At 62.3% G+C, this 13,839-nt stretch carries 16 protein-coding genes; 8 read left to right on the top strand and 8 right to left on the bottom strand.

The window, feature by feature from the left end:
- Window positions 1–65: 65 nt before the first annotated feature.
- On the top strand, window positions 66–953 hold the full coding sequence (locus ACFWAD_RS19015) for an alpha/beta fold hydrolase (protein WP_003945464.1): 888 nt from the start codon (window positions 66–68) through the stop codon (window positions 951–953).
- A 1-nt stretch (window position 954) separates the two neighbouring features.
- Here the strand turns inward: ACFWAD_RS19015 and ACFWAD_RS19010 are convergent, their stop codons facing one another.
- Together ACFWAD_RS19010 and ACFWAD_RS19005 are read right to left on the bottom strand one after the other, a co-directional pair.
- Window positions 955–1,773: an HAD family hydrolase gene (locus ACFWAD_RS19010; protein WP_378546572.1), complete on the bottom strand. Its 819-nt coding sequence runs from the start codon at window positions 1,771–1,773 to the stop codon at window positions 955–957.
- Window positions 1,774–1,835: 62 nt separating this feature from the next.
- Complete coding sequence (locus tag ACFWAD_RS19005; protein WP_378546569.1) at window positions 1,836–2,306, bottom strand: MarR family winged helix-turn-helix transcriptional regulator; 471 nt, start codon at window positions 2,304–2,306, stop codon at window positions 1,836–1,838.
- A 111-nt stretch (window positions 2,307–2,417) separates the two neighbouring features.
- Here ACFWAD_RS19005 and ACFWAD_RS19000 point away from each other — a divergent pair, with 111 nt between their 5' ends.
- Genes ACFWAD_RS19000 through ACFWAD_RS18990 form a run of 3 tightly spaced genes read left to right on the top strand, consistent with a single transcriptional unit; the run spans window position 2,418 to window position 4,825 of the window.
- Window positions 2,418–2,933 carry a VOC family protein gene (locus tag ACFWAD_RS19000; protein ID WP_378546565.1) on the top strand — a complete coding sequence of 172 codons (516 nt, stop codon included), beginning with the start codon at window positions 2,418–2,420 and terminating at the stop codon, window positions 2,931–2,933.
- 37 nt (window positions 2,934–2,970) lie between these two features.
- Entirely contained in the window at window positions 2,971–3,759 is a 789-nt protein-coding gene (locus ACFWAD_RS18995) for a pirin family protein (protein ID WP_378546562.1), read from the top strand.
- 1 nt (window position 3,760) lies between these two features.
- Window positions 3,761–4,825, top strand: coding sequence for a maleylacetate reductase (locus tag ACFWAD_RS18990; RefSeq protein WP_378546558.1), 1,065 nt, complete (start codon window positions 3,761–3,763; stop codon window positions 4,823–4,825).
- A gap of 7 nt (window positions 4,826–4,832) precedes the next feature.
- On the opposite strand, the gene ACFWAD_RS18985 is transcribed toward ACFWAD_RS18990, so the two are convergent.
- Entirely contained in the window at window positions 4,833–5,354 is a 522-nt protein-coding gene (locus tag ACFWAD_RS18985; protein ID WP_378546555.1) for an Lrp/AsnC family transcriptional regulator, read from the bottom strand.
- 109 nt (window positions 5,355–5,463) lie between these two features.
- Here ACFWAD_RS18985 and ald point away from each other — a divergent pair, with 109 nt between their 5' ends.
- Window positions 5,464–6,564 (top strand): alanine dehydrogenase, encoded by a 1,101-nt coding sequence (ald, locus tag ACFWAD_RS18980; protein ID WP_378546551.1) that lies wholly within the window; start codon window positions 5,464–5,466, stop codon window positions 6,562–6,564.
- Window positions 6,565–6,602: 38 nt separating this feature from the next.
- A complete protein-coding gene (locus ACFWAD_RS18975) occupies window positions 6,603–7,478 on the top strand; it encodes an aldo/keto reductase (protein WP_378546548.1) in 876 nt (291 codons plus the stop codon).
- Here ACFWAD_RS18975 and ACFWAD_RS18970 read toward each other — a convergent pair whose 3' ends face one another.
- The 3 genes from ACFWAD_RS18970 to ACFWAD_RS18960 form a co-directional block, all read right to left on the bottom strand.
- On the bottom strand, window positions 7,479–8,729 hold the full coding sequence (locus ACFWAD_RS18970; RefSeq protein ID WP_378546545.1) for an NADH:flavin oxidoreductase/NADH oxidase family protein: 1,251 nt from the start codon (window positions 8,727–8,729) through the stop codon (window positions 7,479–7,481).
- 31 nt (window positions 8,730–8,760) lie between these two features.
- The gene (locus ACFWAD_RS18965) at window positions 8,761–9,264 is read right to left on the bottom strand and encodes an SRPBCC family protein (RefSeq protein WP_378546542.1); all 504 of its coding nucleotides are present in this window, start codon (window positions 9,262–9,264) and stop codon (window positions 8,761–8,763) included.
- Window positions 9,265–9,336: 72 nt separating this feature from the next.
- Window positions 9,337–9,912 carry a TetR/AcrR family transcriptional regulator gene (locus tag ACFWAD_RS18960; RefSeq protein ID WP_378546539.1) on the bottom strand — a complete coding sequence of 192 codons (576 nt, stop codon included), beginning with the start codon at window positions 9,910–9,912 and terminating at the stop codon, window positions 9,337–9,339.
- A gap of 85 nt (window positions 9,913–9,997) precedes the next feature.
- On the opposite strand from ACFWAD_RS18960, the gene ACFWAD_RS18955 reads away from it, so the two are divergent.
- Window positions 9,998–10,456 (top strand): PaaI family thioesterase, encoded by a 459-nt coding sequence (locus ACFWAD_RS18955; protein WP_378448905.1) that lies wholly within the window; start codon window positions 9,998–10,000, stop codon window positions 10,454–10,456.
- Window positions 10,457–10,683: 227 nt separating this feature from the next.
- Complete coding sequence (locus ACFWAD_RS18950) at window positions 10,684–11,985, top strand: TrpB-like pyridoxal phosphate-dependent enzyme (RefSeq protein WP_283307245.1); 1,302 nt, start codon at window positions 10,684–10,686, stop codon at window positions 11,983–11,985.
- 64 nt (window positions 11,986–12,049) lie between these two features.
- On the opposite strand, the gene ACFWAD_RS18945 is transcribed toward ACFWAD_RS18950, so the two are convergent.
- Together ACFWAD_RS18945 and ACFWAD_RS18940 are read right to left on the bottom strand one after the other, a co-directional pair.
- On the bottom strand, window positions 12,050–13,171 hold the full coding sequence (locus ACFWAD_RS18945; RefSeq protein ID WP_378546536.1) for a CU044_5270 family protein: 1,122 nt from the start codon (window positions 13,169–13,171) through the stop codon (window positions 12,050–12,052).
- A complete protein-coding gene (locus ACFWAD_RS18940; protein WP_378535112.1) occupies window positions 13,171–13,770 on the bottom strand; it encodes an RNA polymerase sigma factor in 600 nt (199 codons plus the stop codon). The genes ACFWAD_RS18945 and ACFWAD_RS18940 overlap by 1 nt, the downstream gene beginning before the upstream one ends.
- Between the last annotated feature and the right edge of the window lie 69 nt (window positions 13,771–13,839).

Raw genomic sequence — 13,839 nt, 5'->3', positions numbered from 1 at the left:
GGGGCGGGTGCGGTCCGACAACACGCGAGCAGCCACAGACACTGGCGGCTCCGAAAGGTTCAATCATGGCAACCGACCAATTACAGACGGTTGTATTGCACGGCGACCAGCTCAAGTACGTCGACCAAGGCAGTGGCCCCGTTGTGGTGCTCATTCACGGCCTGCTGGGCGCGCACTCCAACTGGGAGCCGCAGATCGAGACGCTCTCACGCCACTACCGCGTCATAGCTCCTGATCTCTTCGGACATGGTGCGTCGGACAAGCCTGCCGGCGACTACTCGCTCAGCGCTCACGCAGCCACTGTGCGCGATCTTCTCGAAGCCCTCGACATTCCGTCGGCCACCCTGGTCGGTCACTCACTCGGCGGCGGGATCGCGATGCAGACGCTGTATCTGTTCCCCGACCGCGTCGAACGACTGTGCCTGGTGGCCAGCGGCGGACTCGGCCCCGAGGTCAGCCCCCTCCTGCGGGCGGCGACTCTGCCCGGCAGCGAACTGGTGCTTCCCGTCCTCGCGTCCAGGACTCTGACCGACGTGACCGACAAAGCGCTCGGACTTTTCAACAAGATCGGACTGTTCAAGCTCGGCGCCAGCGCGAGTGAGGCGCGTAAGAGCTTTGCTTCGGTATCGGACGCGTCGACACGTCAGGCATTTCTGGCGACCGCACGATCGGTCATCAACTACAACGGCCAAACCGTCAATGCCACCCCGCATTTCGCCAACTTCAAGAACTTGCAGGCACTATTGGTGTGGGGCGAGGAAGACACCATCATCCCCAACGCCCACACCGAGAACGCTCGCGCCGAGCTACCGCTCGGGCGGGTCGAGATCTTCAAGCGCGCCGGACACTTCCCCCATCTGGACTACCCGGATCGCTTCGACCGTGTCTTCTCCGAATTCATGACGGACTGCGGCGTCGGTATCGGCACCGGGCCCAAGGCCGTCAGCAGCTGAACTAACTCCCCGCAACCAACTCTTCGAGGTAGCTTGCCACTCCGTCCTCGTCGTTCGTGGGCAGAATTCGGTCGGCAAGTTCGATGACCTCAGCTCGGGCGTTGGCCGGCGCCAGAGCCGTTCCGGCCCAGGTCAGCATGGCAACGTCGTTGAACGCGTCGCCGGCTACCGCAACTTCCGACGCGTCTATGCCGTCGATTGCGCACAATTGCGCGAGAGCGCTGGCCTTCGAGACGCCCGCCGCAGCCATTTCCATGTACGGAGCGCCGGAGTGGGTCAACTCCACACCCTCGATGCCCTCAGCGACCGCAGTTCGATAAAGGTCGGCGCTGGGAATTTCCGCATGCCGAGCCACGATCTTGACCATCGGCTCGACGTCGAGCGGTAAGGTGTCGGCCAGCACCATCTCGTGCAGGTGCCGGTGATGGTCCGCGAACTCACACAGAGCGGCATACTCCGGCTCGGCAAAGAACTGAGTGGGTCCGACGTTCGCGAACACGACGCCTGGGACCAGTGCGCGAACTTGCTCCATAGCCGTTGCCGCCAAGGACATTTCGATCGAAACGGTGTCGACGATCTTCGGAGTACCATCGGCGAGGTCGAGAATGACAGCTCCGTTGGCACACACAGCTTTACCGCGAAATCCGCACGAGCTCGCCAACGTATGTACCGAATGTCGAGCGCGGGCCGTCGCCCACACAACTTCGATACCCGCCAGCCGCGCGTTCTCCATGGCTTGCGCGGTGCGCGTCGAAATCGTTCGGTCGGAGCGCAGCAGGGTGCCGTCGAGGTCGGTCGCGAACATACGAATGCGGGTCACCAGACCATGATGGCAGTCCGTTCGCAGTCCTCACCAACTACATGACATTGGCCGTTGCTCTGTCAATTACCTGACTGGCCCTCGAGAAGGTGGCGGCGCATCTCACCGAACACCACACCGAGACGCTCGACATCCCGCGGACTCAGCAGATCGAACATGTTCTTTCGCACGGCGGCGACGTGGGCCGGGCTTGCCGACGCCAATTTCTCGGCGCCCTGGTCGGTCAGCTCCGCATTGGCGCCACGCTTGTCGTCGACACACTCGACCCTACGCACCCAACCGGCACCGACCAGGCGATTGACGGCCCTGGTCACACCACTTCGGGTCGCCATCACAGCATCAGCGAGCTCACTCATGCGCAGTTGCCGCCCAGGCGCTTCGGATAGAGCAACCAACAGTTCGAAGTCCGTGAACGAAATGTCGGAGTCTCGCATCAATTGTTGGTCGAGCACACGCTGCAGCAGTCGCGTCGAGTCCAGATACGCCCGCCAGGCCGATTGCTCCGAGTCGGTCAACCACCGCACTGATTCCATAACGCCAGCATATCCGAAGTAGTTGACAACGAAATCAAATGAGCTATTCTCAATGTAGTTGATCAGTCAACTACTTGTTCGAAGTGAAGATTCAACCGGGAGGCGGGCGCCATGAGCGACGACAACGCAGTGCAGGACGACAACGCAGTGCAGTTCGAGGAACGCCGCGCCGAGATCAGGGATCGACATCTGATCCCCGCCGACAAACGACCCACATCGACCGCACGCGGTCTGCACCATACGGCCCTGATCAGCAGTGACGTCGAGCGAACCGTGAAGTTCTATCAGGATCTCCTCGGCTTCCCTCTCACCGAACTGATCGAGAACCGTGACTATCCCGGGTCTTCGCACTTCTTCTTCGACATCGGCAACGGCAACCTGCTGGCCTTCTTCGACTTCCCGGGCCTCGACGTGGGCCCGTACCAAGAGGTACTCGGCGGCCTCCACCACATCGCGATCAGCGTCGAGCCGGCCAAGTGGGCGAAGTTGCGCACCAGACTGACCGAGGCGGGCGTCGAATTGATCGAGCACAGCGAGGTTTCGTTGTACTTCCGCGATCCCGACGGCGCTCGACTCGAACTGATCGCAGATCCCCTCGGCGAGATGTACGGCAATCACGTCCTCTGAAAACTTGCTCTCCCCCACACCATTCGGAAGGCACCCCATGACCTCCACCTTGTCGCTACCGAACTTCGACGTCCGCCGATCGGGCGATCGCTTCAAGTCCAATGCGGGCTGGCTGGACTCGAAGCACTCCTTCTCGTTCAGCAATCACTACGACCCGAAGAACACTCACCACGGCCTTCTCCTGGTCAACAACGACGACATCGTCACGCCGGGAATGGGATTCGACACCCACCCGCACCAGGACATGGAGATCGTCACCTGGGTTCTGAGAGGTTCTCTCGTGCATCAGGATTCGATGGGTCATTCGGGGGTCATCTACCCCGGACTCGCCCAGCGGATGAGCGCCGGAACTGGCATCCTGCATTCCGAGAAGAACGACTCGTGGCGACTCGGTGACGTGGCCGGCAGCCACTCCGACAAGCACAGCGACCCGGTTCACTTCATCCAGATGTGGGTCATCCCCGACGAAGCCGGAATCACCCCCGGCTACGAGCAGTTGGAGATCGACGCCGAATTGCTTGCCGGTGGACTGGTTCCCGTCGCCTCGGGTATGGACGCGTACGCCGATCACTCGGCAATCCGGATCAAGAACAAGTACGCCGCGATGCACGTCGCGCGTCTGCAACCCGGACAGCCCGTGACCCTGCCGGACGCACCGTTCCTGCATGTTTTTGTCGCCGACGGTCAGGCGGCCATGGAAGGCGTCGGAGTGCTCGAACAAGGTGACGCGGTACGAGTGTCCGGCGGCGGAGGCCAGCAGGTCAGTTCCGATACCGGCGCCGAGGTCATCGTCTGGGAAATGCACGCCACCGTTTCGCAGGGATGACATGAAGTCCTTCTCGTACGACGCTTCACCGGCTCGAATTGTCTTCGGCCAAGGGACGATCGGCTCGATCACCGAAGAAGTGAGACGGCTCGGCCGTAGCCGAGTGATCGTGCTGGCAAGCCGTCGACTGGACGCGCTTGCCGCCGACGTCACCGAATCTCTCGGTGACATGGCCGTCGTGCGCTTCGACGGCGCCGTGATGCACACTCCGATCGAAGTCACGACAGCCGCGCTGAAACTTGCCCAGCACCATCACGTCGACACCGTCGTCGCGATCGGCGGCGGCTCGGCAACCGGGTTGTCCAAAGCACTCGCACTGCGAGCGGGGTTCGATCAGATCATCGTTCCGACGACGTATGCGGGATCAGAAGTCACTCCGGTGTTGGGTGAAACCGAGAACGGACGCAAGACAACTCGCTCGTCACCCCGCATCAGACCCGAAACCGTCATCTACGACGTCGACCTCACTCTCGATCTGCCGCTGGACACCACCGTCACCAGCGCCGTCAACGCGATGGCTCACGCGGTTGAAGCGTTGTATTCCGCCGAATCCAATCCGATCACCGACTCGATGGCAATCGAGGCACTCTCCGGGATCGCCCGTGCTTTGCCGATCGTCGTCGATGATCGGAGAAATGTGGAAGGCCGGGCCGACCTGCTGCAATCTGCCTGGTTGGCCGGAACCTGCTTGGGCACAGTCGGCATGGGACTTCATCACAAGTTGTGCCACACCCTCGGCGGCAGCTTCGGTTTGCCGCACGCCCCCACCCACACCGTTGTCCTCACCCATGCAATGGCGTTCAACGCGCCTGCCGTCCCGGAAGTGATGTCGCGAATAGCAACCGCTCTGGGTGTATCCGATGCCGCCAGCGGCGTATTCGACCTCGTCACCGCGAGCGGCGGACCGACCTCTCTGCGAGAGGTGGGAATGAGTCACGATCAGATCGGCCGGGCAGTCGAACTCGCGACCTCCGCCGCCTATCCGAATCCGCGTGAGATCACCGCGCCGGGCCTGAGCGAACTCCTCGAGAACGCCTGGTCCGGGCGTCGCCCCGCCATCAGGTGAGAACGAATCAGGCAGTACCGCCTCGCGGCCTGACATGTTCGAAGATCAGAATCGTCTCGGTCGCAGCAACCGCCGGATGCGCCGAGAGATTGTTGACGACGAAGTCACGCAACTTCGCCGAATCCGTCGTTGCGACGTGCAGCATGTAGTCGTCGACACCGGCCACGAAATACACGTTGAGCACGGAGTCCAGCTTGGCGAAGTCGTCACCGAGCCGGTTGAGATGCGACCGCGCGTTGGCCTGCAGTCGAACTGCGATCATCGCCTGCAGATCCATTCCGAGAGCGGCGGGGTCGATGTCCGCATGGAATCCCCTGATCACGCCGTTGTCCACCAAGGCGCGCACACGTCCGAGGCATGTCGACGGCGCAATTCCCGCGATCGCAGCCAGCGCATTGTTCGGAATCCTCGCGTCCTTCGCCAGCTCTTCGAGCAGAACCCGGTCGATCTCGTCCAACTTCATTGCTGCCCGAACATGCTTCGGCGAGGCAGCCGTCTGAATACCGATTTTTGAACTTTCACGCACCATGCATACAGCGTAGAGAATTATCTTCACTTCTCTTCTCTATCTGACGACGAAACTTCATGCTTGGCACCTGCCATTCGAAGAAACAACAGACTCAGTTCGGAGCCGTGTCATGAAGGTCGGAATCCCCCGCGAAATCAAAAACCACGAGTATCGCGTGGCCATCAGCCCAGCAGGCGTGCACGAACTGGTCGGCCGAGGGCACGAGGTCGTCATCGAAACGGGTGCAGGCGTCGGTTCCTCCTTCAGCGACGAGGATTTCAAGGCTGCGGGCGCACAGATCCTCGGGTCCGCGGATCAGGTCTGGGCGGACGCAGATCTGCTCCTCAAGGTCAAAGAACCTATTGCAGAGGAGTATTCGCGCCTCCGTAAGGATCAGGTGCTCTTCACCTACCTGCACCTGGCGGCGTCGAAGGAATGCACCGACGCGCTCCTGGCGTCGAAGACCACCTCCATCGCCTACGAAACCGTTGTCGGTTCCGACGGTTCACTGCCGCTCCTCGCCCCGATGAGCGAAGTAGCCGGACGCCTTGCACCGCAGGCCGGCGCCTACCACTTGATGCGTCACGGCGGCGGACGCGGAGTGCTGATGGGCGGCGTGCCGGGAGTACGTCCTGCCAAGGTCGTGGTGATCGGTGCGGGAGTCTCCGGCAAGAACGCCATCGCCGTGGCCTACGGCATGCAGGCCGACGTCACCGTTCTCGATCTGTCGATCGCGCGTCTGCGGGAAATCGACGAGCTGTACCACGGCCAGGTCAAGACCATCACGTCCAACAGCCTCGAACTGGAACAGGCAGTTCTCGACGCCGATCTCGTCATCGGCGCAGTGCTGGTCCCAGGGGCGAAGGCTCCCACTCTCGTGTCCAACAGCCTGGTCGCGCGCATGAAGCCGGGTTCGGTACTGGTCGACATCGCCATCGACCAGGGCGGCTGCTTCGAGGACTCGCACGCGACCACCCACGCCGATCCGACGTACCAGGTTCACGGTTCGGTCTTCTACTGCGTTGCGAACATGCCCGGCGCCGTTCCCCGCACATCGACGTACGCGCTCACCAACGCGACACTTCCGTACGTCGTCGCATTGGCCGACAAGGGATGGAAGGCCGCCGTCGCGACTGTTCCCGGCCTGGAATCGGGACTGAGTACACACGACGGTCTGCTCTTGTCGGACAGTGTCGCAGCAGCACATGGGTACTCGGCTGCCACGCTCTGACCCCGGCGAGGAAGGCTGGAGATCGCTAGCCTTGATCCATGAGCAATCCTGACATCACGCTGAATTCCGGAACCACGATCCCGCAACTCGGCCTCGGAGTCTGGCAGGCCACCAACGACGAAACCGAGCATGCAGTGCGGTTCGCACTCGACGAGGCCGGCTATCGGCACATCGACACTGCAGCCGCGTACGGAAACGAAGAGGGCGTCGGACGAGGTATCGCCAACTCGTCCGTCGCGCGAGAGGACATCTTCCTCACCACGAAGCTGTGGAACGCGGACCAGGGCTACGAGCCGGCGTTGAAGGCTTTCGACACCAGTATCGACAAGCTTGGCGTCGACTACGTCGACCTCTACCTGATCCACTGGCCGCTGCAGGACAACGACCGCCTTCTCCGCACTTGGGAAGCACTCGAAAAGATCGCGGAATCGGGCCGTGCCAAGGCAATCGGGGTGTGCAACTTCGAGCCGCACCATCTGCAGCTTCTTGTCGATCGCGGCGGAATGTTGCCCGCCGTCGATCAGGTGGAACTGCATCCGCACCTCACGCAACACGCGATCCGGGACAAGGCCGCCGAGCACGGGATCAAGGTCGAATCGTGGAGCCCACTCGGCGGCACCAGCAACGCAGGTTGGGGTAAGGCTTCGAAGCCCAACACGCTGCTCACCGATCCGATCATCACTCGAATCGGTGACCGCCACAGCAAGACTGCCGCACAGGTCCTCATCCGCTGGCACCTTCAGAACGGCCTGATCGTCATCCCGAAATCAGTGCACGACGCTCGGATCGCTCAGAACATCGACGTATTCGACTTCGAACTCACTGATCTCGATCTGAGCGAAATCGACACTCTCGACGACGGCACGCGCGTCGGCGCGCATCCCGATGAACTCAATATCGGTGCGCCGAGCTGATCAAGCCGCTCGTTTGGTGGGGCGAAGCGCATCGATTCCGTTTCGCCTCACCATGGTTCCGAGGGTCTTCCACCACGGACGAGCTGGATCCGGCTCGTTGCCGTCGCCCATTCTGTGCAACTGATCGGTGTGCCACTGCAAGTCGAGTGCACCGTCGAGCATCGAGATGTCGGCAACCTTCCCCAACAATTTTCGCGCTCCAAACTCGACAGTCGGGACGTTCAATCGTTCCCGATCCGATTCCAGGAGAACGCTTGCCGCGTCGGGAATGGTGATCGTCGGCCGGCCGAGGCCGATCACGTCGCACGCGCCGGAAGCGAGTGCCTCGACCATCGCCGATCGCGAGCGGAAGCCGCCCGTGACTGCCAACGGAATGTCGCCGGCGATCGCCCGGACAGTCTCGGCATATTCGAGAAAGTATGCTTCTCGGTCACGAGTGCTCTGCTTCTGCGCTTTACCCATCATGGCCGGCGACTCGTAGCTGCCACCGCTGATCTCGATGAGATCCACCGACTCTTCGGTCAACGCGCGCACTACTTCTCGCGACTCGTCTTCGGAGAAGCCACCGCGCTGAAAATCAGCCGAGTTGAGTTTGACCGAGACCGCGAATCCGGGAGCAACGGTAGAGCGTATGCGCCGAACGATCTCGATCAGAAAGCGTCGGCGACGCTCGGGATCTCCACCCCACTCGTCCGTGCGCTGATTGGACAACGGCGAAAGGAACTGCGCAACAAGATAACCGTGCGCTGCGTGGATCTGTACGCCTCCGAATCCCGAGGACTCGGCGACGCGAGCGGTTTCCGCGAACCTGTTGATGATGTCTTCGATCTCGGCGGTCGAGAGTTCTCGCGGCGCAGCCATTCCCGGGATCTTCAGCGCGATCGGACTCGGGCCGACCGGGCGGCCCCTGCTGGCAATCGGGTTGGATTGTCGCCCTGGGTGGTTCAGCTGCATCCAGATCTCGGCGCCGCCGTTCTTGGCAGTCTTGGCCCAAGCCGTCAGCGCTTCGGCATCTCGATCGTCGTCGACCACGACGTTGCCCGGTTCGGCGATCTGAGATCGATCGACCATGACATTGCCGGTGATCAGCAACCCGAACCCGCCGCTGCCCCAACGACCGTACAGAGTTTCCAGTCGGGTGGACGGTCCATGTGTCCGGTCCCCCAGAGCCTCGCTGAGCGCAGCTTTCATGGTCCGATTTCGCAGTATCTGCCCACAGGGCAAAGTCAGCGATTCTCCGAGCGTGGTCATGAATGCCTCTCGCGTGAATGGGGGAAGAAGGTCAATGGCGGGGCGCAGAACCGAAGTGCCGCTTGGTATCGCGCACGAAGCTCGAGAAGATCAGTGAGTTGACCGGCAGACCGCCGCGTACCGCGAGCGACAGCTTCGGACGCGGTGAGAATGCAAAGGTCCACTGCAGTCTCGAGCCCACTGCAAGTTCGTCGACGCGGTAGTCCTCGGCAAAGGATTGGAACAGTGGAACATTCGACTGCTCGACGTAGAACGAGTGCCGACGTGTTTCGTCGTCCCAGGTGATGAACTTTTCGCGCATCTGCATCGCACCACCGCCCACCTCCGCGATTCGCCGTGTGCCGACACCGTACGGGCGAGGCGAGGTGTAGTGAACTTTCGTGAGCAGTCGGCACCACGACAACGGTTCGTCCGCAGTCAGACCGGCCCAGACGTCATCCGGTTCGGCGGCGAGATCGATCGAGTACGTGAAGATATGCGGTGCCGCGTCGAAGAAATCGACACCGACCGGTTCGAGGTCGAACCAATGTGTCATCGCCCGCTCCTGCCCAATTAGCCGTTACATGAAGTTACGGATACTCGACGGCCGAAGTCAACCCCCGAGCGCTCAGCTCGACCACGCTTGCGAACGCGAAAGCCCCTGCAGCGAAGCGATGACCTGTTCGAGCGGTTCGATACTTCGAGTCGTCTGGCATACAGCCACGGCACCTTCGACCGACGTGATCGTCAAATTTGCCATCGATTTTGCTTGCACTACAGGATAACCCGCGGTTTCGAGTTGTGATTCGATCAACTTCTGCCATCCCAGTAGGACTTCAGCCGCCACTTCCGCGACCTCCGGTTCACTGGCACGGGCCAATCCGCCGGCAATCACCGGACAGCCGATCGCGAAGTCCGAGCGCGTGAGATTGAGTCGCCAGATGTCGCCGACCGCTTCGATCACGTCGGCAGTGGAACCGGTAGCCGCAGCCGAGCTGATTCGTCTGGTGATGATCGCGCCGGCCGCACGCACGGCTTCGACCATCAACTCGGTCTTACCGCCAGGAAAGTGGTGGTAGATCGACCCACGGGGTGCGCCGCTGTGCTTGATGACGTCACTGAAGGACGTCGCGTCGACACCGTTGCGGCTGATCAGTTCAACCGCACTGCGAATCATGCGATCACGTGAGCTCAGCTCTGCCATGTCACAGATCCTTCGGCCGTCGGTACACCTGTCGACTCATACGCTACGTTATGTATGACGACCTACATAGTGATGGGATGAAACAATGAGTGACGAGACAACAGCGACCGTCGATCCGGCGCAGATGACAGGCCTCGAACTTCTCCGCTGGATGGGGACACAAGTCAACGATCGCCCGAGCATCGGGCGCCTCCTCGGGATGGAGATGCGCGAGGTCAACGAAGGATCCGTGAGCTTCGCTCTGACGCCGCGCGCTGATTTCAGCAATCCCCTCGGCACGGTCCACGGCGGCATCTGCGCAACGCTGCTCGACTCGGTCATGGGCTGCGCGGTACACACCATGCTTCCGGCCGGCGTCGGATATACGACCCTCGAACTCAAGCTCAACTACATCCGCACCGTGCCTCTCGACGGCGATGAACTGACCGCACACGGCAGTGTCATTCACGTGGGTGGGCGTACCGCGACCGCGGAGGGCAAGGTACTCGACAAGGACGGCAAGTTGGTGGCGCATGGAACCACGACGTGCATGATCTTTCGCTAAGCCCGACGTGAGCAGGGCGCGAGTGTCGATGTACGATCGGCTCGTGACCCTGCTCACTGCGCACCTCTGGTGGCCCGACCGCTGACGGTCAGCCGCAACTGCGTGCTGCCCGGACCGATATCGGGTGGTCCAGCAGGCTCCTCTCAGGATCCCCGATCCGGCAAATGCCGTACGCGTCGTCGCTGCGACCGCCAAGATCAGGTACCGAATCCACGAAGGAGAGTTAGTTGACCACCACCCCACTCAACCGTTCGCTCGAGCCTTTGGGCGTTTCTGTCCCGTCGAAAGTGCCGACGCACTGGTACAACTTGGCGGCCGACCTCCCCGAGCCTGTTCCCCCGCACCTGCATCCGGGCACGCGGGAGCCGCTCGGCCCCGAGGACTTGGCGCCGCTGTTCCCGATGAATCTCATTGCGCAGGAAGTCGCAACCGAGCGCTACATCGAGATCCCGGAGACGGTTCGCGAGATCTACGGCATGTGGAGGCCTTCTCCCCTGTTCCGTGCACACCGACTCGAGCGCGCTCTGGGCACACCCGCCCGCATCTACTACAAGTACGAAGGCGTGAGCCCGGTCGGTTCACACAAGCCGAATACTGCTGTCGCGCAGGCTTACTACAACGCAATCGAGGGAACCACCAAGCTCACCACCGAAACCGGTGCGGGCCAGTGGGGTGCGTCGCTGTCGTTCGCGGGCGCGCTGCTCGGACTCGACGTCGAGGTTTGGCAGGTTCGCTCCTCCTTCGATTCGAAGCCGTACCGCCGCATCCAGATGGAGGCGTACGGCGGAATCTGTCACCCGTCGCCTTCCGACTTGACGGAAGCCGGACGCGCACTGCTGAAGTCGCATCCCGACACCACTGGCTCACTTGGTATGGCCATCAGTGAGGCCGTCGAGGTCGCCGCGCAGGATCCGAACACGCACTACTCACTCGGTAGCGTGCTGAACCACGTCATGCTGCACCAGACCGTGATCGGTCAGGAAGCAATGGTCCAGCTCGAAGAAGCCGGCGACGCCGTCCCCGACACCGTGTTCGGTTGCGCCGGTGGCGGTTCCAACCTCGCCGGACTCACCTTCCCGTTCCTGGGACGAAACCTTCGCGAAGGCACCAAGACTCGTCTGGTCGCCTGCGAGCCGTCGGCATGCCCGTCCCTCACCCAGGGCGAGTACCGCTACGACTTCGGTGACGTCGCCGGCCTGACGCCGCTGCTCAAGATGCACACTCTGGGTAAGGATTTCGTACCGCCGGCCATCCATGCCGGTGGCCTCCGCTACCACGGCATGTCGCCGATGGTCTCGCACGCGGTCAACCTCGGACTCATGGATGCGATTGCCGTCGATCAGGACGACGCACTCCAGGCCGGTCTGATCTTCGCCCGCGCCGAAGGAATCATCCCGGCTCCGGAATCGACCCACGCAGTTGCCGGCGCCATCGCTCACGCTCGTGCCGTCACCGAACCCGAGGTGATCGTTATCGGCCTTTCGGGCAACGGTCAGTTGGATCTCCCGGCGTACTCGCCCTACGTCTGACGCCGCCGGTGTGGTGGTCTCGTGTGTACGAGGCCACCACACTTCGTCACACCGAGCACGTTCTCTATTCGTATCCCAGTTCGTCGACGGACCGGACAGTGATCGAACTTGTCCCCAACACGGTACCGGGGGCTATCCAAGGATCTTCCGGAGCGGCGCCCGCGACCCGTCGTTCGCCGATGAACTCGCCGGTACCCGGATCGATGATCAAGTCGCGACGCTCGCGAACGCCGTTGAGTCCGAGTGCGATTCCGACCCGACCGTCGAGCGTGGTCTGTTCCACGGTCTCCACACCATCGATTCCGGCGATCGCGCGATACCACTGCGCTTTGACATCTGGCGGCATCATGCCGGCTCTCAGTATTTCAATCGCGATGTGGAACATCGCTTCCGGCGTCGAACCGCGCGGCGCCGTGTAGTCGCGCAACCATCGAAGCAACCCCTCGGGGTCAGCGGGCAGCGACCGATAGAAGTTGGGGTCGTCCCAGTCGTCCGGAACGCAGTTGATGTTGTCGCGATTGTCGTCGAAGAATCTGCCGCAGCGGGCACGCCATTCCCCGTTTCGGGTTTCGTCGATGTAGAGAGCTGATTCACTCTCCGGCGTCGTGCCGCCGAGCCACCGCGACTGGCCAGTTGACCGCCGCTCGAGCCATTCTTGTGTTTCGTCTGCCGGAATCCATAGCTGCGAACGGGTTTCGAGCAGGTAGGTGTAGCCGTTGCGTGGAGCGTCGGGACCTGCTTCGTAGGGAGATCCGAACTCCATCCCCTGTTGGACCCACGCGTGCTCCTCGACGAGTCGAAACGGTCCCTGTCGAGCGGAGGTCATCTCGATCGATTCGAGCGAGCGCGCGGCTTGTTGTAGGACGTGTTCGGCGGAGGCGAGTTCGATGGAAGGCACCGGCAGCGACGCACCACCCGTAGTGCCTGTCTGCTCTGCAGGTGTGAACTGCACCAGCACCGCAGCCAGGCAGACGGCCATGAGCACCGCGGCACCGGCGTAGACCGAAGCGGGCACGCGCCGCAGAGCAAACCTGCGACTGGGTACCGGCGGAGAACTTTCCGCCGCTTCCGCGTCGGCGAGGACCCGATTCCGGATCGCTGCCAACGCGTCGACGTCCGGCTTGTCGAGCGCATCGCGGAGTTCGAGCAACGTGTCGTCCAGGGGATCGGTCCGAGGATTCGGCATCAGTTCTCTCCCGAGGCTTGTTGGAGGTTTTCGGAGTCGAGCAGCAAAGTCCGCAGGCGAGTACGCGTGCGGTGCAGCCTGGACCGGACAGTGCTGGCCGGCACGGACAGGATCTCCGCGATCTCGGCCGGTTCGAGATGGGCCCAGGACGAGAGGAGGAGCACGTCGCGTTCGTCCTCGGTCAGCTCGGCGAGGGCCGACGCGATCACCTCGAGGCGACGGGACGCGTCCACCCGAGCCGTGACAAGGTCTTCCGGCGCAGTCTCGGACACGACGCGTTCGCCATGTACCCGCGCGAGTGCGCGTTCGGCGCGATCCTGGGAACGAAAGTGTGCCCGGAGCAGGGTGTGGGTAATGCCGAACAGCCAAGCTCGAACGGGAGCCCGACCAGCGTCGTAGGTGGATCGACGATCGATTGCGACGGCAAAAGCCTCAGCGACGAGGTCGTCGGCGTGATGTTCGCCGGCTCGAGCGCACACGTACCGGCGAAGATCTGCGGCATGGGCGTCGAAGAGCTGAGCGAAGACCTCCGCCACGCGCGGGCCGTGCAGGTCCGGGTCCGGTGTGGCGCGATCACCGGGCGGGTTCGAAGATGTCACGGTGATACTTGGTCGGTGCGGCCCGTAGCGTCCCCGGGGTGGCGGAACGGGTAGCGATGACGACCCACG

It is taken from the genome of Rhodococcus sp. NPDC059969 (assembly GCF_042738325.1).
Taxonomy (GTDB): domain Bacteria; phylum Actinomycetota; class Actinomycetes; order Mycobacteriales; family Mycobacteriaceae; genus Rhodococcus_F.
Note: the sequence above shows the minus strand (reverse complement) of the source record. Positions and strands in the feature narration are given on the sequence as shown.

Excerpts from the sequence above, each read along its gene's own strand:
- ACFWAD_RS19015 (WP_003945464.1), top strand. The coding sequence starts at position 66 with ATGGCAACCGACCAATTACAGACGGTTGTATTGCACGGCGACCAGCTC.
- ACFWAD_RS19005 (WP_378546569.1), bottom strand. The coding sequence starts at position 2,306 with ATGGAATCAGTGCGGTGGTTGACCGACTCGGAGCAATCGGCCTGGCGG.
- ACFWAD_RS19000 (WP_378546565.1), top strand. The coding sequence starts at position 2,418 with ATGAGCGACGACAACGCAGTGCAGGACGACAACGCAGTGCAGTTCGAG.
- ACFWAD_RS18995 (WP_378546562.1), top strand. The coding sequence starts at position 2,971 with ATGACCTCCACCTTGTCGCTACCGAACTTCGACGTCCGCCGATCGGGC.
- ACFWAD_RS18990 (WP_378546558.1), top strand. The coding sequence starts at position 3,761 with ATGAAGTCCTTCTCGTACGACGCTTCACCGGCTCGAATTGTCTTCGGC.
- ACFWAD_RS18985 (WP_378546555.1), bottom strand. The coding sequence starts at position 5,354 with ATGGTGCGTGAAAGTTCAAAAATCGGTATTCAGACGGCTGCCTCGCCG.
- ald (WP_378546551.1), top strand. The coding sequence starts at position 5,464 with ATGAAGGTCGGAATCCCCCGCGAAATCAAAAACCACGAGTATCGCGTG.
- ACFWAD_RS18975 (WP_378546548.1), top strand. The coding sequence starts at position 6,603 with ATGAGCAATCCTGACATCACGCTGAATTCCGGAACCACGATCCCGCAA.
- ACFWAD_RS18970 (WP_378546545.1), bottom strand. The coding sequence starts at position 8,729 with ATGACCACGCTCGGAGAATCGCTGACTTTGCCCTGTGGGCAGATACTG.
- ACFWAD_RS18965 (WP_378546542.1), bottom strand. The coding sequence starts at position 9,264 with ATGACACATTGGTTCGACCTCGAACCGGTCGGTGTCGATTTCTTCGAC.
- ACFWAD_RS18960 (WP_378546539.1), bottom strand. The coding sequence starts at position 9,912 with ATGGCAGAGCTGAGCTCACGTGATCGCATGATTCGCAGTGCGGTTGAA.
- ACFWAD_RS18955 (WP_378448905.1), top strand. The coding sequence starts at position 9,998 with ATGAGTGACGAGACAACAGCGACCGTCGATCCGGCGCAGATGACAGGC.
- ACFWAD_RS18945 (WP_378546536.1), bottom strand. The coding sequence starts at position 13,171 with ATGCCGAATCCTCGGACCGATCCCCTGGACGACACGTTGCTCGAACTC.